This window comes from Flavobacterium humi (genome assembly GCF_004745595.1).
Classification (GTDB): Bacteria; Bacteroidota; Bacteroidia; order Flavobacteriales; family Flavobacteriaceae; genus Flavobacterium; species Flavobacterium humi.
This window is the reverse complement of the sequence record NZ_SRLH01000001.1, coordinates 591,887-614,002: the sequence shown is the minus strand read 5'-3', so window position 1 is coordinate 614,002 and position 22,116 is coordinate 591,887. Positions and strand designations below refer to the sequence as shown.

At 40.7% G+C, this 22,116-nt stretch carries 22 protein-coding genes; 12 read left to right on the top strand and 10 right to left on the bottom strand.

Annotated features, from left to right (window positions below):
* The first annotated feature begins 1 nt into the window (after position 1).
* Both E4635_RS02635 and E4635_RS02630 read left to right on the top strand, forming a co-directional pair.
* A complete protein-coding gene (locus E4635_RS02635) occupies positions 2–928 on the top strand; it encodes an aspartate carbamoyltransferase catalytic subunit (protein ID WP_135525051.1) in 927 nt (308 codons plus the stop codon).
* Between the two features lie 9 nt (positions 929–937).
* Positions 938–1,270, top strand: a complete 333-nt coding sequence (locus E4635_RS02630; RefSeq protein WP_135525050.1) for a ribonuclease Z — start codon at positions 938–940, stop codon at positions 1,268–1,270.
* 54 nt (positions 1,271–1,324) lie between these two features.
* Here E4635_RS02630 and E4635_RS15675 read toward each other — a convergent pair whose 3' ends face one another.
* From E4635_RS15675 to aroB, 4 genes are all read right to left on the bottom strand, one after another.
* Complete coding sequence (locus E4635_RS15675; RefSeq protein ID WP_169630184.1) at positions 1,325–1,723, bottom strand: DNA primase; 399 nt, start codon at positions 1,721–1,723, stop codon at positions 1,325–1,327.
* Positions 1,724–1,728: 5 nt separating this feature from the next.
* Positions 1,729–2,700, bottom strand: a complete 972-nt coding sequence (locus tag E4635_RS02620; RefSeq protein ID WP_135525049.1) for a deoxyhypusine synthase family protein — start codon at positions 2,698–2,700, stop codon at positions 1,729–1,731.
* Positions 2,701–2,802: 102 nt separating this feature from the next.
* Complete coding sequence (locus E4635_RS02615; RefSeq protein ID WP_135525048.1) at positions 2,803–4,200, bottom strand: type III PLP-dependent enzyme domain-containing protein; 1,398 nt, start codon at positions 4,198–4,200, stop codon at positions 2,803–2,805.
* A gap of 286 nt (positions 4,201–4,486) precedes the next feature.
* Positions 4,487–5,554, bottom strand: coding sequence for a 3-dehydroquinate synthase (gene aroB / locus E4635_RS02610; RefSeq protein WP_135525047.1), 1,068 nt, complete (start codon positions 5,552–5,554; stop codon positions 4,487–4,489).
* A 94-nt stretch (positions 5,555–5,648) separates the two neighbouring features.
* On the opposite strand from aroB, the gene E4635_RS02605 reads away from it, so the two are divergent.
* The 4 genes from E4635_RS02605 (at position 5,649) to E4635_RS02590 (ending at position 9,106) form a co-directional block, all read left to right on the top strand.
* Entirely contained in the window at positions 5,649–6,821 is a 1,173-nt protein-coding gene (locus tag E4635_RS02605; RefSeq protein ID WP_135525046.1) for a proline dehydrogenase family protein, read from the top strand.
* Complete coding sequence (locus E4635_RS02600; RefSeq protein ID WP_135525045.1) at positions 6,821–7,729, top strand: ribonuclease Z; 909 nt, start codon at positions 6,821–6,823, stop codon at positions 7,727–7,729. The genes E4635_RS02605 and E4635_RS02600 overlap by 1 nt, the downstream gene beginning before the upstream one ends.
* 97 nt (positions 7,730–7,826) lie before the next feature.
* Positions 7,827–8,471, top strand: a complete 645-nt coding sequence (pdxH, locus tag E4635_RS02595; protein ID WP_135525044.1) for a pyridoxamine 5'-phosphate oxidase — start codon at positions 7,827–7,829, stop codon at positions 8,469–8,471.
* A 137-nt stretch (positions 8,472–8,608) separates the two neighbouring features.
* Positions 8,609–9,106, top strand: a complete 498-nt coding sequence (locus tag E4635_RS02590; RefSeq protein WP_135525043.1) for a CAP domain-containing protein — start codon at positions 8,609–8,611, stop codon at positions 9,104–9,106.
* Between the two features lie 76 nt (positions 9,107–9,182).
* On the opposite strand, the gene E4635_RS02585 is transcribed toward E4635_RS02590, so the two are convergent.
* Positions 9,183–10,433, bottom strand: a complete 1,251-nt coding sequence (locus tag E4635_RS02585) for a DEAD/DEAH box helicase (protein ID WP_135525042.1) — start codon at positions 10,431–10,433, stop codon at positions 9,183–9,185.
* Positions 10,434–10,518: 85 nt separating this feature from the next.
* Entirely contained in the window at positions 10,519–11,553 is a 1,035-nt protein-coding gene (locus E4635_RS02580; protein WP_135525041.1) for a formimidoylglutamase, read from the bottom strand.
* Between the two features lie 108 nt (positions 11,554–11,661).
* On the opposite strand from E4635_RS02580, the gene E4635_RS02575 reads away from it, so the two are divergent.
* Entirely contained in the window at positions 11,662–12,543 is an 882-nt protein-coding gene (locus E4635_RS02575) for a coiled-coil domain-containing protein (RefSeq protein WP_135525040.1), read from the top strand.
* Positions 12,544–12,614: 71 nt separating this feature from the next.
* Here E4635_RS02575 and E4635_RS02570 read toward each other — a convergent pair whose 3' ends face one another.
* The 4 genes from E4635_RS02570 to panB are packed head-to-tail and all read right to left on the bottom strand — an operon-like array spanning position 12,615 to position 16,243.
* Positions 12,615–13,343: a hypothetical protein gene (locus E4635_RS02570; protein WP_135525039.1), complete on the bottom strand. Its 729-nt coding sequence runs from the start codon at positions 13,341–13,343 to the stop codon at positions 12,615–12,617.
* 10 nt (positions 13,344–13,353) lie between these two features.
* Entirely contained in the window at positions 13,354–14,682 is a 1,329-nt protein-coding gene (locus E4635_RS02565) for an aldehyde dehydrogenase (RefSeq protein WP_135525038.1), read from the bottom strand.
* Between the two features lie 28 nt (positions 14,683–14,710).
* A complete protein-coding gene (locus tag E4635_RS02560) occupies positions 14,711–15,406 on the bottom strand; it encodes an RluA family pseudouridine synthase (protein ID WP_135525037.1) in 696 nt (231 codons plus the stop codon).
* An 18-nt stretch (positions 15,407–15,424) separates the two neighbouring features.
* Entirely contained in the window at positions 15,425–16,243 is an 819-nt protein-coding gene (panB, locus tag E4635_RS02555) for a 3-methyl-2-oxobutanoate hydroxymethyltransferase (protein WP_135525036.1), read from the bottom strand.
* 101 nt (positions 16,244–16,344) lie between these two features.
* Here panB and E4635_RS02550 point away from each other — a divergent pair, with 101 nt between their 5' ends.
* The 5 genes from E4635_RS02550 (at position 16,345) to E4635_RS02530 (ending at position 22,091) form a co-directional block, all read left to right on the top strand.
* Positions 16,345–16,776, top strand: a complete 432-nt coding sequence (locus E4635_RS02550) for a nuclear transport factor 2 family protein (protein ID WP_135525035.1) — start codon at positions 16,345–16,347, stop codon at positions 16,774–16,776.
* A 93-nt stretch (positions 16,777–16,869) separates the two neighbouring features.
* Positions 16,870–17,985, top strand: coding sequence for an ATP-binding protein (locus E4635_RS02545; protein WP_246020657.1), 1,116 nt, complete (start codon positions 16,870–16,872; stop codon positions 17,983–17,985).
* On the top strand, positions 17,978–18,661 hold the full coding sequence (locus tag E4635_RS02540) for a response regulator (protein WP_135525034.1): 684 nt from the start codon (positions 17,978–17,980) through the stop codon (positions 18,659–18,661). The genes E4635_RS02545 and E4635_RS02540 overlap by 8 nt, the downstream gene beginning before the upstream one ends.
* 111 nt (positions 18,662–18,772) lie before the next feature.
* Positions 18,773–20,713, top strand: coding sequence for a KUP/HAK/KT family potassium transporter (locus E4635_RS02535; RefSeq protein ID WP_135525033.1), 1,941 nt, complete (start codon positions 18,773–18,775; stop codon positions 20,711–20,713).
* A gap of 4 nt (positions 20,714–20,717) precedes the next feature.
* Positions 20,718–22,091: an outer membrane beta-barrel protein gene (locus E4635_RS02530; protein WP_135525032.1), complete on the top strand. Its 1,374-nt coding sequence runs from the start codon at positions 20,718–20,720 to the stop codon at positions 22,089–22,091.
* Positions 22,092–22,116: the final 25 nt, after the last annotated feature.

Genomic DNA, 22,116 nt, shown 5'->3' with positions numbered 1-22,116 from the left:
AATGAAGGAATTAAGCGTAAATCATTTATTAGGAATAAAATACATTAATGAGCACGATATTAATCTCATTTTTGAAACTGCCGATCATTTTAAAGAAGTTATCAACCGCCCGATCAAAAAAGTACCTTCCTTACAAGACATTACAATAGCCAATATATTTTTTGAAAACAGCACCAGGACAAAACTTTCGTTTGAACTGGCCCAGAAAAGGCTTTCGGCCGATGTCATTAATTTTGCTGCTTCACAATCTTCCGTAACAAAAGGAGAAACACTGATAGATACCGTAAACAATATCCTTTCCATGAAAGTAGACATGGTGGTCATGAGGCATTCGTCTCCCGGTGCGGCGGTTTTTTTGTCTAAAAATGTGAAAGCAAGTATTGTAAATGCCGGAGACGGGGCGCACGAACATCCAACCCAGGCCTTGCTGGATGCATATACGATCCGTGAAAAACTAGGGGATGTAGCCGGTAAGAAAGTCGTTATTGTGGGGGATATCCTGCATTCGAGAGTAGCGCTTTCCAATATTTATTCCTTACAGAAATTAGGGGCAGAAGTAAAAGTTTGCGGACCTAAAACATTGCTTCCCAAATACATCGGGGAATTGGGTGTAGGAGTGGAGCCAAATTTGCGTAAAGCCTTGGAATGGTGCGATGTGGCTAACATGCTTCGGGTGCAGAACGAACGATTGGACATTAGTTATTTCCCGTCAACCCGCGAGTACGCGATGCAATATGGAGTGGATAAGGCATTATTGGATTCCTTACAGAAGGAAATCGTAATTATGCATCCAGGGCCTATCAACCGTGGTGTTGAGATTACATCCGACGTTGCAGATTCGAAACAATCGGTGATACTGAACCAGGTGGAAAACGGGGTAGCGATAAGAATGGCAGTAATTTATCTATTGGCTTCAAAAATTAAGTAAATTTGTAGTATGAAAGTAGAACACAAAGGACATACCACCATAATAAGGGATACCGAAAGCGACTCGGGTGTTTTTTTGGAGAAAGTGACAAATCAGTTTGCCACCTTTAAAGAAACGAATGTCATTTTGGACATGTCCCATGACGCATCATTGGATATAAAGGCTGTAAAGTCCTTTCAGGACCTGGCCAAAAAGTTTAAAAAAGAGAAGAAATCATTCGTATTAGTCACATCGGCTATTGATTTTAATGATGTGCCATCTTCTTTGCATGTGGTTCCGACCTTATTGGAAGCACATGATTTGATTGAAATGGAAGAAATAGAACGTGATTTGGGATTTTAAAAAACGTTGGCAACAGGAAATAAAAAAAGGAACTCAATTTGAGTTCCTTTTTTGTTAATCTTCTTCTGAATCATCGTCTTCGTCCTCGATGTCCGAATCTTCGGTGTCTTCATCAGTATCTTCGGTATCATCTTCCGCTTTGTCGGAATCCACGTCATCGTCATCATCAGCATCATCGATTTCCAGTTCTTTCAATGCGTCCAATGAATCTTCCCCTTCTGTTTCTAATTCATCATCTTCGTCATAATTCTCGATCCTGTCAGCAAGCTTGGTACTTACTTTTACAAGATAGATAGTGTCTTCGGTTCTGACTTCTACGGCTTCGACAGTTTCGTTTTTGGCATTTTTAAAACGGACAATATCGGAATCATCATATCCGTCAGGGAATTTTTCGACTAATAGGTTTAAAATCTCGCCTGTTAGTTTTGAATAATCAACGATAATTCTTTTCATAAATATTATAAATCTAAAATATAAGCAAAAATTAATGGAACTACAATTGTAGCATCTGATTCCACAATAAATTTCGGAGTGGTGATGTCCAGCTTGCCCCAGGTGATTTTTTCATTAGGAACAGCTCCTGAATAGGAACCGTAGCTTGTGGTCGAATCCGAAACCTGGCAGAAATAACTCCAAAACGGGATATCATGCATTTCCATATCCTGATATAACATTGGCACCACGCAGATAGGAAAATCACCTGCGATTCCACCGCCAACCTGGAAGAAACCAACTCCTTTGCCGGCACAATTCTTAGGGTACCAGTCTGCAAGCCACATCATATATTCCACACCGCTTTTCATTGTGGTCGGTTTGAATTCGCCCTTGATGCAATAAGAAGAGAAAATATTCCCCATAGTACTGTCTTCCCAACCAGGAACTACAATAGGTAAGTTTTTTTCTGCTGCTGCAACCATCCATGAATCTTTAGGGTCAATTTCGTAATATTGTTTTAAAACGCCGGAATTGATCATTTGGTACATGAACTCATGAGGAAAATATCTTTCGCCTGATTTATCGGCTTTATTCCAGATGTCAAACAGGTGTGATTGCAGCCTGCGGAACGCTTCTTCTTCCGGGATACAGGTATCGGTTACACGGTTGTAATGGTTTTCCAACAGGTCCCATTCTTCCTGAGGGCTCAAATCTCTGTAATTCGGCACTCTTTTGTAGGAATTATGCGCTACAAGGTTCATTATATCTTCTTCAAGATTGGCTCCGGTACAGGAAATGATATGTACTTTGTCCTGGCGGATCATTTCTGCTAATGATTTTCCAAGCTCTGCCGTACTCATGGCCCCGGCAAGGGTAATCATCATTTTACCGTTATCCAGTAAATGTTCCTCATATCCTTTTGCTGCATCTACTAACGCTGCCGCATTAAAATGCAGGTAGTGTTTTTCTATAAACTGACTTATAGGTCCTTTCATTGTTTGTTTTTTTATGCGTTTATCCGTTTATCCGGATAGTTAATATTTGTATTCAGATCCATTTTTGCAAATGCGAATGGAAATTGTTCCAAAAATAGAATTTTATTTATTGTAACCTAATATTTTTAAAACATCTTCGGCTTTTTGTGCTTCAGAAAAAACTTCCGTAGCGATAATACCGTTTTCATCCCTGTCGATCAGGATGTGTTTTGGCTGCGGAATCAGGCAGTGGTGCAGGCCTCCGTAGCCGCCAATGGTCTCCTGGTATGCTCCCGTGTTGAAAAAACCGATGTACAAAGGTTTTTCCTTGTTGTATTTAGGCAGGTAGATAGCATTCATGTTTTGCTCGGAATTGTAATAATCATCACTGTCACAAGTCATTCCGCCCAAAAGAACCCTTTCGTACGTCTCGTTCCACCGGTTAACGGCCAGCATGACAAAACGTTTGTTGATGGCCCAGGTATCCGGTAAAGTGGTAATGAAAGACGAATCGATCATGTTCCATTTTTCCCTGTCATTTTGTTGTTTTTGGTATAAAACCTGGTAAATCGCACCGCCGCTTTCCCCAACGGTAAACGAACCGAATTCCGTAAAGATATGCGGTACATCCACTTCAGCTTCTTCGCAGGCAATCTTGATTTGGTTGATGATCTCGTCAATCATGTACTGGTAATCGTATTCGAACGCCAATGAATTCTTGATAGGGAAACCACCGCCGATGTTCAAACTGTCCAAACTCGGGCATTCCTTTTTAAGTGAAATGTATACTTTGATACATTTTACCAGCTCATTCCAGTAATAAGCCGTATCGTTGATCCCGGTATTGATGAAAAAGTGTAGCATTTTAAGCTCCAGCTTTTTATTTTCCTGAATCTGTTTTTTGTAAAAAGCAACGATATTCTTATATCCGATTCCTAAACGCGAGGTATAAAACTCGAATTTAGGCTCTTCTTCGGCAGCAATCCTGATCCCGATTTTGAATTTTCCTTTTATTTCCGCCTGCAATAAATCCAGTTCCTCATAATTGTCAATGATCGGAATAGTGTTTTTATGGCCGTTATTGATGATCCGTGCAATATTTTCGATGTATTGGTCACGTTTGAAACCATTACAAATCACATAAGTACTTTTGTTGATCTTGCCGGACTGCATCAGGTTTTCCACAATATTGATATCAAAAGCGGAAGAGGTTTCGATATGGATGTTGTTTTTGAAAGCTTCATTCATAATATATTCAAAATGAGAGCTTTTCGTGCAATAACAATAGTAATACTTACCTTCGTAATTGTTCTTTTCCATGGCATTTCGGAACCAGCCTTTGGCTCTTTTGATGTTGTTGGAAATTTGAGGTAAGTAGGTGAATTTTAAAGGCGTTCCGTATTGTTCAACCAATTTCATTAAATCGATTTTGTGAAACTCCAGATTGTCTTTATTTAGGTTAAATTCCTCTTGTGGAAAATAATAAGTTTGATTTATTAGGTCAGAATATTTTGTATTCATTTATTTATCAGTAAATTAGAATTAAAAGTATAAAAAAAAATCATACAATTTATTCAAACTCTAATATTTGCGAAAATGATTTCCAATTCCTTATTGGTAAAAGTGTTGGCGGATAACGGCTCCAAAATTGCGGTTTTGAACTTTTTCGCAGATTTCAAAATGGCGTGCGGCATATCCAGAATCATATCTTGATACGTTGTGTTTTTAGACCATTTCTTGCGTTTATCCATGAGGGCAAATTTAAAAAATTATATATCGGATAAAAAAACATTTCATTAAAAAATCTTTACGATTTATAATTGGAAAATGCTCTGTTAATACTTTCGTTTTCAACGATTTGGTTTACTTTGATATTTCCGATGCCGTTTAAAAGCGCAAATTGCACTTTCCCGTACTCGTTTTTTTTGTCGTGGATCAGTAATTCGGTAATCCTGTTTTCTTCCGATTCGTCAATATCGATCCTGTCGAAAATACCGTTTAAAACCGATTTTATTTCGTTGAATTCGCCTTCTGAAATAAGGTTTTGTTCCCAGGAAATAAAACTTTCCATAATCATTCCCGCAGCGATGGCTTCGCCGTGAAGTAAAGATGTTTTGTCCGGATTTTCAAGGAAATAGGTTTCGATGGCATGTCCTAAAGTATGCCCGAAATTAAGTGCTTTCCTGATGCCGTTTTCCGTTGGGTCCTGAGTGACGATATTGCTTTTGATTTCCACCGATTCCCGGATCAGGTCATCAAAATCGGCAAAATCGATGTGCTCCATCTGCCTGAATTTTTCCCAGTGCGTTTTCTTTGCGATCAGCCCGTGTTTGAGCATTTCGGCCAGGCCGGAACGCATTTGGTTCTGCGGAAGCGAATCTATATAATCCGAATCTACAAGCACCATTGCCGGATTGGTTATGGTCCCGATCTGGTTTTTCAACCCGCCTAAATCGACACCGTTTTTACCGCCTACCGAAGCATCGACCATAGACAATAAAGTCGTTGGGATATTGATAAACGGGATACCTCTTTTGTAAGTAGAGGCTACAAACCCTCCCAAATCAGTGATGACACCGCCTCCCAGGTTGATCATAAGGCTTTTGCGGTCTGCGCCGAGTTCAATCAGCACATTCCATACCTGGACACAGGTTTCTATCGTTTTGTTTTCTTCTCCCGGTTCCAGTTCTATAATTTCGATGACCGTTTCCGTTTCCAGTTGCGGAAGAAGGTTCTGAAGGCAAAATTCATTGGAATTTTCATCTACCAGAATAAAAATTTTGGAAAATGTATTTTCTTTCAGGTAGGCATTTAAACTGACGTAACCTTCCTGGTTAAAATAAATAGAATATCCGTTAGAGACAATGGGAACCATAAAGGTAAAAGTTTGATTTGTTCCGCAAAATAAAGTATTTTTTATTTAAAAAAATGCGCTTGAGTAGTATATTTGCATAACATTATTATTTCACATGGATAAAATTTTCAATAATACGCAGAATGCTTTTTCCCTTAAAAGCGATACAGAACTCGACAGAGCTTATTTTTTATTTAAAATGATTGATTCCCAGCCTTTGGTTAGGATTGGGACAGCCGTAACCAATTTTGCCTTGAAGGCGAACCTGCCTGTTGAAGGACTGATCCGAGCTACGGTTTTCGATCATTTTTGCGGTGGTGTTTCGGAAGATGACTGTATTCCGGTGGTAGATAAAATGTTTACCAAAGGCGTTTCTTCGGTTTTGGATTATTCTGTGGAAGGAAAAGAAGACGAAGCGCATTTTGACGATGCTCTCTCTATGACTTTAAAAACCATTGAATTTGCCAAAGAGAAAAAAGCAATCCCTTTTGCCGTATTCAAGCCAACAGGTTTTGGGCGTTTCGAATTGTATGAGAAATTAGGCGAAGGCAAAACACTCAACGCAGACGAACAGGAAGAATGGAATAGGGTGGAAGCCCGTTTTGATGTCGTATGCAAAGCGGCTTACGATAATGACATTGCGCTGCTGATAGACGGTGAAGAAAGCTGGATGCAGGATGCTGCCGATGACCTTGTGGCCCGCATGATGCAAAAATACAACAAAGAAAAAGCAGTCGTATACAATACTTTGCAGATGTACCGCTGGGACAGGCTGGATTATTTGAAAAAACTGCACGAGCAAGCTAAAAAAGACGGATTTTACATAGGAATGAAGCTCGTTCGCGGCGCTTACATGGAAAAAGAAAACAAGCGTGCCGAAGAAAAAGGGTATAAATCCCCGATCTGTGCTTCCAAGCAAGCTACGGATTACAATTTCGATGATGCTGTGGCGTACATGGTGGAACATATAGACCAAATGGCCATTTTTGCCGGGACCCATAATGAAGAGAGTTCCTATAAACTGATGGAATTGATGAATTTCAAAGGGATTACCCGAAATGATTTCAGGGTTTGGTTTGGGCAATTGTACGGCATGAGCGACAATATCAGCTACAATCTGGCGTTTGAAGGTTACAATGTTGCCAAATATTTACCTTTTGGGCCTGTAAAAGACGTTATGCCTTACCTGATAAGACGTGCGGAAGAAAATACGTCAGTAGCCGGGCAGACAAGCCGCGAATTGACATTGATTAAAACAGAACGCGACAGAAGAAAGAATAAAAACTAATGAACTTAACCATACTTGGTTGTTACGCCGCAACGCCACGAACGTTTACAAATCCTACATCGCAGGTATTGGAAATCAGGAACAGGTTGTTCCTGATCGATTGTGGCGAAGGGACACAGGTACAGCTGCGAAAGAACAAGATCAAGTTTTCGGCAATTAACCACATTTTCATTTCGCATTTGCACGGAGATCATTTTTACGGTTTGATCGGTTTGATTTCGACCTTTAACCTGCTCAACAGAAACAATGACCTTACCGTTTACGGCCCAACAGGAATCCAGGAAATCATCAGGCTGCAATTGAAATTATCCAATTCCTGGCCGCAATATGGACTGCATTTTGTAGAATTGTCTTCTACGGAACCGGAGGTGATTTTTGAGGACGAAAAAGTAATGGTCAAAACAATTCCGTTAAAGCACCGGGTCTATACCAATGGCTTTTTATTCCTGGAAAAAACAAAAGAACGCAAACTTAATGTTGCTGCCGTCCAGGAGCATGCTATTGAGAAGTGTTATTTCCAAAATATCAAAAACGGCAAAGACATTACCCTTGAAGATGGCCGGGTTATTCCAAACGCTGCTTTGACTTTCGATCCGCCGGCGCCTAAAAGTTATGCTTTTTGCTCCGATACGATGTATACCGAAACGATCCTCCCGATTATAGAAAATACGGATATCCTCTACCACGAGACCACTTTTTTGGAATCGGAAGAAGCCTTAGCCGAAAAAACAATGCATTCTACTGCCAAACAAGCAGCCATGATCGCAAAGAAGGCTAATTGCAAACAGTTGATTTTAGGGCATTATTCTACCCGATACGATTCCATCAAGCTGTTTCAGGAAGAAGCGAAGACCATTTTTGAAAATACCGTTTTAGGAGATGACGGTGCCACGTTTGAATGGCAATAAGCACAATTTGAATGAATTTCGGCTTGTTTTTGAAAGAAATGCATTCAAAATAAGGCAAATCAAAGGATTTTTAAGCAAAATTTAATATTCTGGATATATGGAAGATTTAAGTAATTACCGGAAATCATACCAAAAGAGCGAGTTGCTGGAAAACAGCCTTCCGGAAGATCCGATCACGTTTTTTAAGCAATGGTTCCATGAAGTGGAGGATTTCGGAGGTGTTGACGAAGTAAATGCCATGACGGTTGCTACCATTGGGCTGGACGGCTTTCCTAAAAACAGGGTAGTACTGCTCAAGCAATTCACTTTTGAAGGCTTTATTTTTTATACGAATTACAATTCCGAAAAAGGAAAAGCCATAGCGGCCAACCCGAATGTATGCCTTTCTTTTTTTTGGCATTCCCTGGAACGGCAAGTTATTATTAAAGGCACAGCCAGGAAAATTGCGGAAAACCTGTCCGACGGTTATTTTGAATCCAGGCCGGAAGGAAGCAAGCTGGGCGCACTGGTTTCAAACCAAAGCGAAGTAGTCCCCTCGCGTTCGGTTTTGGAAGAAAAATTAAAACAACTGGAAGCCGATTTTGAAGGAAAAGAGATTCCAAGGCCAAAACACTGGGGAGGTTATATTGTAGAACCAAAAGAGATGGAATTTTGGCAGGGAAGACCCAATCGTCTTCACGACAGAATCCGTTTTCAGATCCAGGACGATTTCTCCTGGAAAATAGAAAGATTGGAACCTTAATCGTAAGAATTATTACATCAATAAACTGATTTTGTGCAGTTTATCGATTTTATTTGGCACTTCATCGAATAGTTTGTAATGTTGCGGCATCGAAATTTATCCAAAAATCGATGTTAACTCACTAACAAATTATTTATATGAAAAAGATTTTAGCGAAGGTTGTTTTTTTAGTTTTGATTTCAACTTCATTTATTTCATGTTCTGGAGGAAGCGATGAAGAAACAGTGGTTAGAGACCCGAAATTGGATGCAAAATACAGTTATATCAGCGAAGAAGAACAGGTTATGAAACTGATTAACGACCACAGAGCTAGTATCGGCCTAAACAGGTTACAAGTAGTGGATTATATTTCTTTTGTATCGGAAGAGCATGACAACTACATGATTTCTACCGGAACGATAAGCCATAATTTTTTTCAGGACAGATACGAGAAAATTGTTGAAGGTTTAGGCGCCAAAACAGTAGGCGAAAACCTGGCTTGCAATTATTCTTCTGCCGAAAGTGTTGTTAACGCCTGGTTGAACAGCGAAAGCCACAAAGTAAATTTAGAAGGGGATTACACCCATTTTGGAATATCCATTCGTGCAAATGCAGAAGGGAAAAAGTATTATACTAATATTTTCATGAAAAAATAATTGGTATATTGTTTAGTTTGTTTATTTGATTGAAAAAAAGTCTTAGCTCCCCAACTAAGACTTTTTTTTGTTTCTATTAATACCAGCGTTTCTTGTTCTTTTTGGAATTATCCGATTTCCGGGATGATTTATGGCGGCCGGCACTTCTGTTCGAGTTGCTTTCCGGTTGTATAGGTTCGCCCGCATTATTTTTCCAAGGGTAAGGATGTTCTTCAATCGTAGTTACCTTGGCTTTGGTTAGCTTGATAATGTCTTTCCAGTACGGTTCTTCGTCTTTTCCGCAAAAGGATATGGCAATTCCCCCGTTTCCTGCACGGCCGGTCCTTCCGATACGGTGGACATAGGTTTCAGGAATATTAGGCAGGTCAAAATTGATGACAAACGGCAATTGTTCGATATCTATTCCACGTGCTGCGATATCGGTAGCTACAAGGATATTGGTTTCCTTGTTTTTGAAATTATCCAGCGCTCTCTGCCTTGCGTTTTGTGATTTGTCCCCATGGATGGCTTCGGCACTCAAGCCTTGCTTGCGCAATGCCTTCACTACATTGTCCGCGCCATGTTTTGTCCTGGAGAAAACCAAAATGTTGCTTAATTTTTCATTTCGGATAATATGGTAAAGCAATTGTCTTTTATCTGATTTTTCCACAAAATAAATGCGTTGGTCCACCGTGTCGATAGTAGATGATACAGGCGAAACCTGTACCGTTTCAGGATCGGTAAGGAACATTTCGGCCAATTCGCGGATGGCTATAGGCATGGTGGCAGAAAACAATAGCGTCTGCCTGTTGTTTGGCGTCAGCTTTATGATTTTTTTCACATCATTGATGAATCCCATGTCCAGCATTTGATCTGCTTCGTCAAGTACCAAATGGTGTAGGTGGTTCAAATCTATGAATCCCTGTTTGTGCAGGTCCAGTAAACGTCCCGGTGTGGCAATAAGGATGTCAACGCCTTTTTTGAGTTGGTCTACCTGCGGGATTTGGGAAACACCGCCAAAAACGGTCAATTGCCTTAAATTGGTATATTTCCCGTAAGTATCGAAACTCTCACCAATTTGAATGGCGAGTTCGCGCGTTGGCGTTACCACAAGGGTCCGGATTAGTTTTTCTTTTTTTGAGGAACCTACAATGCGGTGCAGGTTGTGGATGATTGGAATGGCAAAAGCAGCTGTTTTCCCGGTACCGGTTTGTGCGCAGCCAATTAAATCCTGCCCGGCTAAAATTACCGGTATTGCTTGTTCCTGTATTGGGGTTGGGTTTGTATAGCCTTCTTCAAAAACGGCTCTTTGGATACTTTTTGAAAGTGATAGATCTTCGAATAACATAAAGTCAAATTTAAGGCTTGCATAAGTTCGCAAGCCGGTACAAAGATAGCCTTTTGAAATTAGAAACGAAAATAACCGATTAGTATTACATTTCGCTGCTCCCTTTTATGAAATCCGTAACCAGGTATCCGATCAATTTACCAATGAGATGGTTGTTTTTTTCTTCTCCCAAGGAAGGTGCGCCTTCGCAGATATGGATATAACTGGCATTTTGGTGCCTGCTGAAATAATACACAAACTGACGGAGTTCTTCTACGGAAAAACCGCTCAATGTCATCGCACTGGAAGCAATGTTTGGGATAGCGTCCAGATCGATCTCAATCCCGAAACAGTCACTTTTGATAAAGTCTAAAGATTGCTGCATTTCAAAATCGAAATTTTTCTGGCGCCGGATTTTTATTTCGTCATACGTGTTGTAACGGACCCTGTCGTCTAGTTTTTTGATGGTATCCAAAACACTTTTGGACGTATAGCTTTCGTGAAGCCCGAAAATAAAATATTTTTTAAGGAAACCTTCGTCATAAGTATAGGAAAAACCGTTGCCGCTATGCCTTCCTTCCAAAATCCTGAAATCGGAATGGGCGTCAAAATTAATCGCATTGATAGGTTTTCCTTTGGCCAGGGCCGTCCCTTTTATATTACCGTAGGCATTGTTGTGTCCACCGCCGATGATGATAGGTTTTTTGCCTGCTTTTACAATGGAAAATATGATGTGGGATACTTCTTTGTCGATTTGTTCTACTATCGAGAAGAGTTTTTTTCGTTCTTCGGGTATGTTTTCATCCAGGTCCTGTGCCTTTTCCATTTCCTGGGAAACATCCACCTGGCCTAAAATCAGGATGGAACTTCCTTTGCAGAATTTATTGTGCTGGATATTGGCAATGCTTTGTATGGCACTCTGCCAGGCGGTTTTTGCTCCCGGACGGCCTAAATTCGCCCTAACGCCCACATCTTCAGGAATGCCGATAATGACATATTTCGCATCAGACCGGGTCATAAAATCCATCACATCTTCGTCTTTGGGCACTATGATTATCTTCTCTCCAAACTTTACTTCACCGTTCCTGAAATTAGTGATTTTGGCTAAATCAGATTGTTTAAAACGAATTAAATTCTCCATATTTGTGATTATAATAAGTCAAAAATACTATTTTTATGTAAACTTGCGTTATGTTTATGAAAGTCTCAAATAAAAAATTAAATTAGCACCTATTAAAAACCGAAAAAAATGGAAGAAAACCAAAAACAAAGTAACTCTGGCCTTAAAGCGATTATCCTCATTTTAGCGTTATTATTATTAGGGAGTTTGGGTTACATGTACAAGCTGACCAGTGATTCTAAAGCCGTTGAAAAAGTATTAATGAGTGAAAAAGACTCAGTTTTAAAAGACCTGCATGCAGCCAACGATTCGTTGAGCGCGGCAATTGCCTCCAACACTTCAATGTCTGAAGAGCTGATTGTAGAAAGGGACCGAGTTCAAAAATTAATGGCCGATGTGGAAAAATCCAAAGGAGATGCGGCCTCTATGTCAAAATATAAAACAGAAGCCATAAAATTGCGAAGCAGTGTAGACAACCTGATGAAACAGGTTACGCAGCTTAAAAAACAAAACGAGCGCCTGACAGTGGAAAGAGACAGCACAGCCGTTGTCCTTACTGATGCCAGAAGAGCTAACGATACGCTTACCGCCCACAACGATAACCTGGCCAAAACGGTCGAGAAAGGTTCGAGGCTGACCATCTTAAACCTACAAACATCTGCTGTAAAACAACGTAGTTCAGGAAAACAGGTTGCCACAGATAAGGCCAGCAGGGCTGATGTGCTTAAAATCAGTTTCATGATTGCTGAAAACCTAATTGCAAAATCAGGAGATAAAGCGTATTATGTTCAGGTGATTGACAGTAAAAACAATGTACTTGGAGAGAAAAAAACAGAGGCTTTCGGCGAAAAATCCTTAACCTATAGTTTTATCGCTACTGTAAAATATGAAAACAAAACGGTAAAAGTAGAAAAAGACCTGTCTGTTGCCGATATCCAGGGAGGATCTTATTTTGTGAATATTTTCGATAAAGATGTATTGGTTTCCAAAACCAGCTTTACTTTGAGATAATCCTTTTCCAGGATAAAAAACAAAACCCGTCTTGTTCTAAACGAGACGGGTTTTTTTATGCAGTTCAAATTTTAATTCAGTCTTTTGTACACACTATACTGCATGGCATACAAGAAAGGTATGGTAAAAAATATCCCGATACAAAAAGCAAAAATACCAATAAAGGAGAAAACAAAAGCAATAACCATCAGTATTACGGCAGGGAATAAATGCGTCCCGATTTGTTTGGTACTTTCTTTAATGGCAGCAATGCAATTCAGGTTTTTGAAAATAACCAGCGGAATTACAATATAGGTTAGAATCCCGATGGCCAGCGAAATAATGGCGCCCAGGAGTATCCCCACAAATTCAGGAAAAAAATCCTTTAGGAAGAGGTTGAAGCCATTCGATAAAACGGCTATGATTGCTGTAGCCGAAACGATGTGGATGTATTTCGGGCTATTGATATACGCAAAAATAGCAGAAAACGCGATTTCTTCATTATTGTCGGAATCCTGGAACATTTTAAATATCCCGGCCATAAAAGGCGCTATCAAAGAAAGGAAAACCGCGCTGCAGGCGATATAGATTAGTTTTCCGGTCGAACTGAATTTTTCCGGGTTGAAATTTTTCATGATCTCAGGAAGGTCTTCCATTTTGAAGAAAAACTTACTTCCAATAAAAAACAGCAACACCAGTACAAAATAAATGCATAAAATAGCCAATCCGGCCTGTATGTATGTTTTTTTATAAATTTCAAAAGCGTCGTTGACCACTTCTCCTATGTCCAGGGAGTTTCGTTTTTGATGTAATTCTTCCATTTTTTTATACTTATAACCAATTTAATATTCTTTTTAATAAACCCAATTTGCCTTTGTAAGGAGCATATCTTATGGGGATATCCAGCCAGTTGCCTTTTTTTACCACCGCTTTTTTATGTGAAAAAGATTCAAAACCACGGCTTCCGTGATAAGCGCCTATTCCCGAATGACCAACGCCTCCGAACGGCAGGCGTTTATTGGAAAAATGGATAATGGTATCGTTTATGCAACCGCCTCCAAAAGAATATCTTGCTGAAAATTCTTTTATAAAAGCCCTGTTTTCGGAAAAAAGGTACATGGAAAGTGGTTTTTCATATTTGGAAACAATCCGTTCGATATCCGATTTGTTCTCATACGATTTAATAGGTAAAATAGGCCCGAAAATTTCCTCCTGCATTAGCGGGCTATCGAGGTCCGGTTCGTCAATAAGGGTAGGAGCAAGATATAAGGTTTCTTCGGTATTTTCACCGCCGGATAAAATATTTTGATGCTCCAGCAGGCTGATTTGCCTTCTCCAGTTCTTAAGATTTATAATCCGTGCAAAATCTTCGGATAACTCCGGGTTTTCACCCAAAGCATTCTCAATTTCTTCCATCAGGAATCCGACCAGTTTCTTCTTGACGCGGTAATGGACTAAAATATAATCGGGCGCAATGCACGTTTGGCCGGCGTTGAGGATCTTTCCCCAGATTATCCTTTTGGCCGCTAAAGGAAGGTTGGCGGTCTCATCTACAATGCAAGGGTTTTTGCCGCCTAATTCCAGCGTGACGGGCGTGAGGTGTTCGGCAGCTGCTTTGGCCACTATTTTCCCAACGGCAACACTTCCGGTAAAAAAAATATAATCCCACCGTTTTTGGAGCAGGTCCTGTGCAATGGTATAATCGCCGGTAACAGCAACCACTTGCTTGATATCGAATGTTTCCCGGACTATTTTAGAGATAATGGCCGAGGTATATGGCGTAAGTTCAGAAGGTTTTATCGTTACTTTATTACCGGCAGCCACCGCAGCGATAAGCGGGGAAAATGCCAGCTGGAAAGGGTAATTCCAAGGGGCAATTATCAACACTCTTCCGTAGGGCTCGCTGTAAATGTAATCGGAGGAAGGGAAATTAAGCAGTGACGGGAAAACCCTTTTCGGCTTTGCCCAGGAATCAAGGTTGTCGATGGTGTTCTTTAAATCGGAAATGATATAGGCTGTTTCCGAAAGGACTCCTTCAAACTTCGGTTTCTTGAAATCTTTGTATAAGGCTTCGAGTATTTCTTCTTCGTGGATAATGATGCTCCGCAGAAGTTTTTTAAGCATTTCTTTTCTTTCAGATACAGAAGGAAAATTTCTCATAGACTATTTTTTTACTAAAGATATGAAATTATATTGCGCGCCAAATCACATCATCGGGAACGGGAGCCGTAAGGGTCAGGTTTTCTTTGGTCACCGGATGGATGAAACTCAGTTTCCGGGCATGGAGATGGATGCCTCCGTCAGGATTGCTTCGGTCGAAACCATACTTCAGGTCTCCTTTTATAGGACATCCTATAGCCGATAATTGTGCCCTTATCTGATGATGGCGCCCTGTATGAAGGTTGATCTCAAGGGCAAAATAATGCGTAAGTTCCTTTATGATCTTATAATCCAGGCTGGCGGTTTTGCTTTCAGGGACTTCTTTCATGTACGCTTTTGAAGTATTGTTTTTTTCGTTCTTTTTCAGGAAATGGATTAGATTGTCTTCTGTTTTGGGCGGTTTGTTTTTTACGACAGCCCAATAGGTTTTCTTAGTTTCCCGGTTTTTGAACAAATCGTTCAGGCGTGTCAGGGCTTTGCTGGTCCTTGCAAATACCACGATACCGGTTGTGGGCCGGTCTAAACGGTGTACTACTCCCAGGAAAACTTCACCCGGTTTGTTATATTTGTCTTTCAGGTATTCTTTTACAACGTCGGATAAGGGTTTGTCTCCGGTTTTATCTCCCTGGACAATATCTCCCACACGTTTGTTCACGACAATAATGTGGTTGTCTTCGTGGATAACCTGCAAGTTGTTTTTATTCGAAAGGATCTTTTCTGCCATTTTTAAACTGCCGGCAAATTAGTATTGTTCATTTGCATTGGGGAAATCCACTGATTTCACATCGGTTACATAATTCCCGATGGCTTTGGTCATGTCTTCGTACAAATTCATATAACGGCGTAAAAAACGCGGGCTGAATTCATGCGTCATCCCAATCATATCATGCAAAACCAATACCTGGCCATCAACCCCGCTTCCTGCTCCGATACCAATAACCGGGATAGAAATGCTTTCGGCGACTTTTTGAGCCAAATGGGCCGGGATTTTTTCCAGTACCAAAGCGAAACAGCCAATCCGTTCGAGCATTTTGGCATCGTCCAATAATTTTTCAGCTTCTGCGTCTTCTTTGGCACGGACAGTATACGTCCCGAATTTATAGATGGATTGCGGCGTAAGGCCTAAATGCCCCATGACCGGAATCCCGGCATTCAATATTTTCTTAATGGAATCTTTGATTTCGCTTCCGCCTTCCAGCTTTACCGCATGCCCGCCGCTTTCTTTCATAATCCTGATAGAAGAACGCAAGGCTTCCTTGGAGTCCGATTGGTACGAACCGAAGGGCAAATCGACCACAATCAGGGCTCTTTCCGCAGCACGGACCACTGAAGAAGCATGGTAGATCATTTGGTCCAGGGTAATAGGCAATGTTGTTTCGTGCCCGGCCATAACATTACTTGCCGAATCACCAACCAATATCACATCTACACCGGCCGAGTCAACTATTTTTGCCATGGTAAAATCATATGCAGTCAGCATTGAAATCTTTTCGCCATTGGCCTTCATATCGATCAGGGACTTTGTGGTTATTCTTTTGTAATCTTTTTTCGCGGTTGACATAGCTGTAATGTATTAAAGTGTAAAAGTACTACAAATTCTATAAAAGTGTAACAATAATCGGATTATTCATACCAATTAGAAAGTTTTTAAATTGTATGGATATGAAAAAAACAATACTGTTATTGGTCTTTATTTTGGGTTTAAATGGAAATGCCCAACAAGCTGATGTTAAAAAAACTATCACTTCTTTTTTTGAAGGTTTCCATGCTAAAGATACGGTTAAGATAAAGGCTGTATGCCATGAAAAAATGATGTTGCAATCTGTTGTGGAAGGTGTAAAGAGCAGCAGGCTTGTAGACGAAAAAACAGCTGAATTCTATGCATCCTTCTCCACTTTCCCGGCAGATTTGAAATTTGAAGAAAAAATACTAGGCTATACAATCCAAATCGATGGGGCGATGGCCCATGCCTGGACTCCATATGAATTTTATGTAAACGGCAAACTCAGCCATTCGGGCGTAAATTCTTTCACGCTTTTTAAGGAAAACGATACCTGGAAAATCATTCACATCATAGATACCAGGAGGAAATAAATCTTTATAAAATCTTTATACCGGCCGGGTTTTATATTATAAAATACTTACAACTTATGGTTTAACTTTGCAATGTAATTAAGTCATAAGAAATTGAAAAAGTTGATTCAACATATCAGGCCCAAAAACCAATACGTATTTAGCGTTGCTTCGGTAAGTATGGTATCGGTTGTATTCCTGTTTACGAGAAGCTTCCTCGATTATACCGTTATAGGTTATTTATTGCTTGTATTGGTTTCCGTACTGGCTATTTTCCTGGATATCTATGCGGTTTTACTGGCGGCGGTATTGAGCGCCATCATCATGGATTTCCTGTTTATCAAGCCTTATTATACGTTACATGTAGAAACGGCCAAGGATGCATTATTGCTTCTTCTTTTCTTTATTATAGCGCTGATCAATGGTGTGCTAACCTACAAGATAAGAAAGGCAAACCAGTTGGCCCATGCCAAGGAAGCCAAACTGCATACCATGAAACTGTACAATACCTTGCTGGATTCTTTATCGCATGAGCTCAGGACGCCTATTTCTACCGTTATGGGAGCTGTGGGCACTTTGCAGGAGAAGTCGGCCCAACTTTCAGAAGAAAACCAGGCAAAACTTTTATCTGAAATGGAAAAAGCATCTTTGCGGCTAAACCATCAGGTAGAAAACCTACTGAATATGTCGCGCCTGGAATCGGGTTATATCCAGCCAAAAATGGACTGGTGCGATATAAAGGAATTAACGTACAACGTCCTGGATTCCCTGAAAGAGGAGTTGAACCTTCATAGGATAAAAGTGAATTCGCCCGATTATCTTCCTTTGTTCAAACTGGACTACGGGCTGACGGAACAACTTCTTTACAACCTGATATTCAATGCATCCCAATATACTCCGAAAGGCGCTTTGATTGAAGTAAGCATTGCATATAACCCCGAAGTAAGTTTTGAATTGGAACAGGAACATGCCATGACTTGCATCATAACCGTTACCGATGACGGAAATGGGTTCCCGGAAGAGGAAATAGATAAAGTTTTTGATAAATTCTACCGCCTGCAACATTCAAAAACCGGCGGGACTGGCCTTGGGCTTTCTATCGTGAAAGGATTTGTCGAGGCTCAAAAAGGAGAAGTTTCCCTGAAAAATAAAGAAGAAGGAGGAGGCGCGGTGTTTACCATCGCTTTTCCGGCAGCTGTGATGCAAACGAATTCGATTAGCCATGAATAATGCCACTATTTTAGTCATTGATGATGAAAGTCAAATCAGGAAACTGTTGGAAATTACCCTTGATTCCAATGGATATAAAACGGTTTTCGCTTCCAATGCAAAGGAAGGATTGCTCTTCGCGGCCAACCATCCGCCGGACCTGATTATCCTTGATTTGGGATTGCCTGACGATGATGGCCAAAACGTATTGCTGCATCTTCGGGAATGGTACCTTGATCCTATTATAATATTATCGGTAAAAAGCGCTGAAAACGAAATTGTAAAATCGTTGGACAACGGTGCCAATGATTATTTGACAAAACCTTTCCGTACCCAGGAATTGCTGGCGCGGATACGAACGGCATTACGCAACCGAAATGGGATTTTAAACGAGCCGGTAATGGCATTTGATACCCTAACTATTGATTTTTCCGCAAGGATTGTCAAAGTAAAAGAAGAAATACTCAAACTTACCGCTACGGAATATTCCTTATTGTCTTTATTGATCAAAAACGAAGGGCGTGTACTTACCCATCAATATATTTTGAAGGAAGTCTGGGGCCCGGGCTATATTGACCAGACACAATACTTGAGGGTCTTCATAGCGCAATTAAGGAAAAAAATAGAAAATGACCCCAACCATCCAAGGTACATATTGACCGAATCAGGTGTAGGCTACCGGTTCAATTCGGGGTAATTAACTTTTACATAACGATTTAAGAAGCTATTGCGAATAGGATATTCATCGCGATCGGGCATTCCTATGCTCAAAAACGAACTCAAAACAGAACTTAAAATGAATGCAAAAATGAATAAATCAGCACTGCAAAAAGTAAGTGCAGCGACACTTTTGGTTGCTCTCGGTATCATTTACGGAGATATCGGGACAAGTCCTTTATATGTTATGAAATCTATAGTAGGTGACAGGCAAATTACCCAATTATTGGTATATGGCGGGATTTCCTGCGTGTTTTGGACTTTGACATTCCAAACTACCTTTAAATATATTTTCCTGACCTTATCGGCTGACAACCAGGGAGAAGGAGGTGTGTTTTCCTTATACGCACTAGTCAAACGTTTCGGAAAAGGGAAATTGGTCATCCCGACTATTTTGGGTGCTACCACTTTATTGGCCGACGGGATCATCACGCCGCCTATTTCAGTAGCATCAGCGGTAGAAGGATTGGAAACCATTATTCCCAATTTACCTACGGTTCCTATTGTGATTGCCATTCTTTCCGGCTTGTTTATTTTCCAGCGTTTCGGAACACAGAAAGTAGGCTATATTTTCGGGCCTGCAATGGTGGTCTGGTTTACCATGCTTTTGGTTTTGGGTGTTTCCCAAATTGTCCACCATCCTGATATCCTAAAAGCATTAAACCCAATGTACGGCTATCAGTTATTGGTCGAATATCCGCACGGATTCTGGCTGCTGGGCGCTGTTTTTTTATGTACGACAGGAGCAGAGGCTTTATACAGTGATTTGGGCCATTGCGGAAGGGCAAATATCCGCCTTACCTGGATTTTCGTAAAAATTGCTTTGGTAACCAATTATTTAGGACAAGGCGCCTGGCTTATGCATCAGGGTGCGCTGTTTTTGGAAGGAAAAAACCCGTTTTATACCATTATGCCGCAATGGTTCCTTATTATTGGGATCGGAATTGCAACGTTGGCGGCCATCATTGCTTCACAGGCCTTAATCAGCGGTTCGTTTACTTTGATAAATGAAGCCATTTCCCTAAATTTCTGGCCGCGGGTAGCACTGAAGAACCCTACGAATCTTAAAGGCCAAATTTACATTCCTTCCGTCAATACCATTCTTTGGGCAGGCTGTGTATTGATGATCCTCTACTTTAAGAATTCGGCGCATATGGAAGCGGCATACGGCTTTTCCATTACCATTGCCATGCTGATGACCACTTTCCTGCTGTCGTATTATTTAGTGTTTATCAAAAAAATCAAAATAGGCTGGGTGGCGGTTATCTTGTTTGTTTTTTCGGTTATTGAAATCTCTTTTTTCATTGCCAATGTGGTCAAAATCAAAGAAAGATGGATGTTCCTGTTTTTCGAACTTTTTATTTTCATGGTGATGTACGTTTGGTACTATTCCCGTAAAATCAACAATAGGTTCCTGAAATTTACCAATCTTGTAGAACAAACGGCCGCGCTGGAGGAATTGAGCAAGGATGACGGCATCCCGAAATATTCCACACACCTGATTTATTTATCCAAAGCAGATAAAACCTATGAAATTGAAGAAAAGATCCTAAAATCAATTTTTGCCAAGCAACCCAAAAGAGCCGATGTATATTGGTTCCTGCACATCAATAGGACGAACGACCCGTTTACCCTGAACTATGAAGTCGTGGAAATCCTCGATGATAAAGTAATAAAAGTGGTGCTAAACCTCGGCTTTAGGGTACAACCGAAAGTAGAATTGTATTTCAAGAAAATTGTCCAGGAATTAGTCGAAAGAAAAGAACTCAACTTGCATATCCGCCCTGACGGTTCCACTAAATACAATGCCGAACCGGATTTCAAATTTATTATCATCGAAAAATTCCTGTCTGTTGAAAATGACCTGGAATTGAAGGACGGCTGGCTACTAACTTCCTATTTCTGGCTCAAACGATTGTCACTTTCCGATGAAAAGGCCTTTGGGCTGGACAAAAGCGATGTGGCTATCGAGAATGTTCCGATGATTTACACGCCGGCTTCCACCCTTGAATTAAACAGAAAAACAAATTAAAACAATGAAAAACATACTTTTGACCCTCATTCTTTTTTACCCGGCCGTGATTTTTTCGCAAACGGATTCAATCCCTGCTCGGGTTCCTTTTGAAGGAATGGACCTGACCTGGATTAATGGACAGAACAGGCAGAAAAATTTCCCTTTAGCCTTAACAAGCAAAGGAGAAACAATCCTGACTGGCGTTGCTTACCTGGACGCTTATTACAATTATAATTTTGCCAACCCTTTAGATAATACCCAAACAATATCTTCTACCATCGGGAGGCATAATGAGTTTACGTTAAATCTCGCCAGCATTGGTATAGAAACCAATTATAAGAATATTATCGGGCGCCTTTGGCTGCAATACGGGCAAATGGCATCCATCATTCAGGATTTGGACGGTTCGGTAAACCACGGCCGTAATACAAGCATTGGCAATTTGAAATACATTCGGGAAGCTGCCGCCGGTTATCATTTCGATACGATGTATGGCTTGAACCTGGAAATGGGGATATTTATGAGCTACATTGGGCTCGAAAGTTATATTACACAGGAAAACTGGAGTTACCAGCGTAGCATGTTGTGTGATTTTACACCTTTTTATTTTTCAGGGGCAAGGCTACAGGCGTTCCCTTCCGCGAAGTTCAAGACCGAATTGTGGCTGCTCAACGGATGGCAAAGCTATAACAGTTCTGCCAAAGGACTGGGCGTGGGGAATTCCAATTATTACCGTCCCAATGAAAACCTGCAGTTGGTGGCCAATTTCTATTATGGAAAAGACACACAGAACCCGGATGCTTTGGGCAACCAGTCAAGCCGCATCCGTTTCCACCACGACAATAGCATAGTGGCACGGTATTTTAAGACTCCAAAAGCCAAAGGCATTTCGCAGGCGGCTTTCAGTATCAATTCGCATTACGGTTTCCAGCAGAATAATGAGGCCGGCGATATCGTAAAAGCTTCGCAGAATTTTATGATCGGAACTTCAGTAGCGAACAGGATTTGGTTCAAGGAGAATAAGCTGGCACTTACATTACGGGGCGATTATTTAACCAATCAATCGGTAGTCAATGGTGTCAATGTGGCGCCATACCTGGCATTTTCCCCGGCTGCCCCGGGAGCTGTTCCTAATAATTATGATGTGGCACTGGCCAATGGCGAAAAATTGCGGTTGCTGCAGTTTACCACAACCTTTGATATCATGCCTTCCGATTATATGACTTTCCGTTTGGAATATGGGTACCGGAAATCTTCCATTCCTTATTTTACTTCTGCAGGCGGGACTACTTCTCCCAGCGGGTATGTAAATGGCCCTATTGGTGCATCACCCTGGGCGGCACAATTAAAAGAAGACGAAAGCAGGATAACACTGGCCGTTAATTTTAGGTTGTAAAAATAAAAGGCACAAGAATAGTATC

What these genes read in the sequence shown, in the direction of transcription:
- E4635_RS02635 (WP_135525051.1), top strand. Translation starts at nt 2, where the DNA reads ATGAAGGAATTAAGCGTAAATCATTTATTAGGAATAAAATACATTAAT.
- E4635_RS02630 (WP_135525050.1), top strand. Translation starts at nt 938, where the DNA reads ATGAAAGTAGAACACAAAGGACATACCACCATAATAAGGGATACCGAA.
- E4635_RS15675 (WP_169630184.1), bottom strand. Translation starts at nt 1,723, where the DNA reads ATGAAAAGAATTATCGTTGATTATTCAAAACTAACAGGCGAGATTTTA.
- E4635_RS02620 (WP_135525049.1), bottom strand. Translation starts at nt 2,700, where the DNA reads ATGAAAGGACCTATAAGTCAGTTTATAGAAAAACACTACCTGCATTTT.
- E4635_RS02615 (WP_135525048.1), bottom strand. Translation starts at nt 4,200, where the DNA reads ATGAATACAAAATATTCTGACCTAATAAATCAAACTTATTATTTTCCA.
- aroB (WP_135525047.1), bottom strand. Translation starts at nt 5,554, where the DNA reads ATGGTTCCCATTGTCTCTAACGGATATTCTATTTATTTTAACCAGGAA.
- E4635_RS02605 (WP_135525046.1), top strand. Translation starts at nt 5,649, where the DNA reads ATGGATAAAATTTTCAATAATACGCAGAATGCTTTTTCCCTTAAAAGC.
- E4635_RS02600 (WP_135525045.1), top strand. Translation starts at nt 6,821, where the DNA reads ATGAACTTAACCATACTTGGTTGTTACGCCGCAACGCCACGAACGTTT.
- pdxH (WP_135525044.1), top strand. Translation starts at nt 7,827, where the DNA reads ATGGAAGATTTAAGTAATTACCGGAAATCATACCAAAAGAGCGAGTTG.
- E4635_RS02590 (WP_135525043.1), top strand. Translation starts at nt 8,609, where the DNA reads ATGAAAAAGATTTTAGCGAAGGTTGTTTTTTTAGTTTTGATTTCAACT.
- E4635_RS02585 (WP_135525042.1), bottom strand. Translation starts at nt 10,433, where the DNA reads ATGTTATTCGAAGATCTATCACTTTCAAAAAGTATCCAAAGAGCCGTT.
- E4635_RS02580 (WP_135525041.1), bottom strand. Translation starts at nt 11,553, where the DNA reads ATGGAGAATTTAATTCGTTTTAAACAATCTGATTTAGCCAAAATCACT.
- E4635_RS02575 (WP_135525040.1), top strand. Translation starts at nt 11,662, where the DNA reads ATGGAAGAAAACCAAAAACAAAGTAACTCTGGCCTTAAAGCGATTATC.
- E4635_RS02570 (WP_135525039.1), bottom strand. Translation starts at nt 13,343, where the DNA reads ATGGAAGAATTACATCAAAAACGAAACTCCCTGGACATAGGAGAAGTG.
- E4635_RS02565 (WP_135525038.1), bottom strand. Translation starts at nt 14,682, where the DNA reads ATGAGAAATTTTCCTTCTGTATCTGAAAGAAAAGAAATGCTTAAAAAA.
- E4635_RS02560 (WP_135525037.1), bottom strand. Translation starts at nt 15,406, where the DNA reads ATGGCAGAAAAGATCCTTTCGAATAAAAACAACTTGCAGGTTATCCAC.
- panB (WP_135525036.1), bottom strand. Translation starts at nt 16,243, where the DNA reads ATGTCAACCGCGAAAAAAGATTACAAAAGAATAACCACAAAGTCCCTG.
- E4635_RS02550 (WP_135525035.1), top strand. Translation starts at nt 16,345, where the DNA reads ATGAAAAAAACAATACTGTTATTGGTCTTTATTTTGGGTTTAAATGGA.
- E4635_RS02540 (WP_135525034.1), top strand. Translation starts at nt 17,978, where the DNA reads ATGAATAATGCCACTATTTTAGTCATTGATGATGAAAGTCAAATCAGG.
- E4635_RS02535 (WP_135525033.1), top strand. Translation starts at nt 18,773, where the DNA reads ATGAATAAATCAGCACTGCAAAAAGTAAGTGCAGCGACACTTTTGGTT.
- E4635_RS02530 (WP_135525032.1), top strand. Translation starts at nt 20,718, where the DNA reads ATGAAAAACATACTTTTGACCCTCATTCTTTTTTACCCGGCCGTGATT.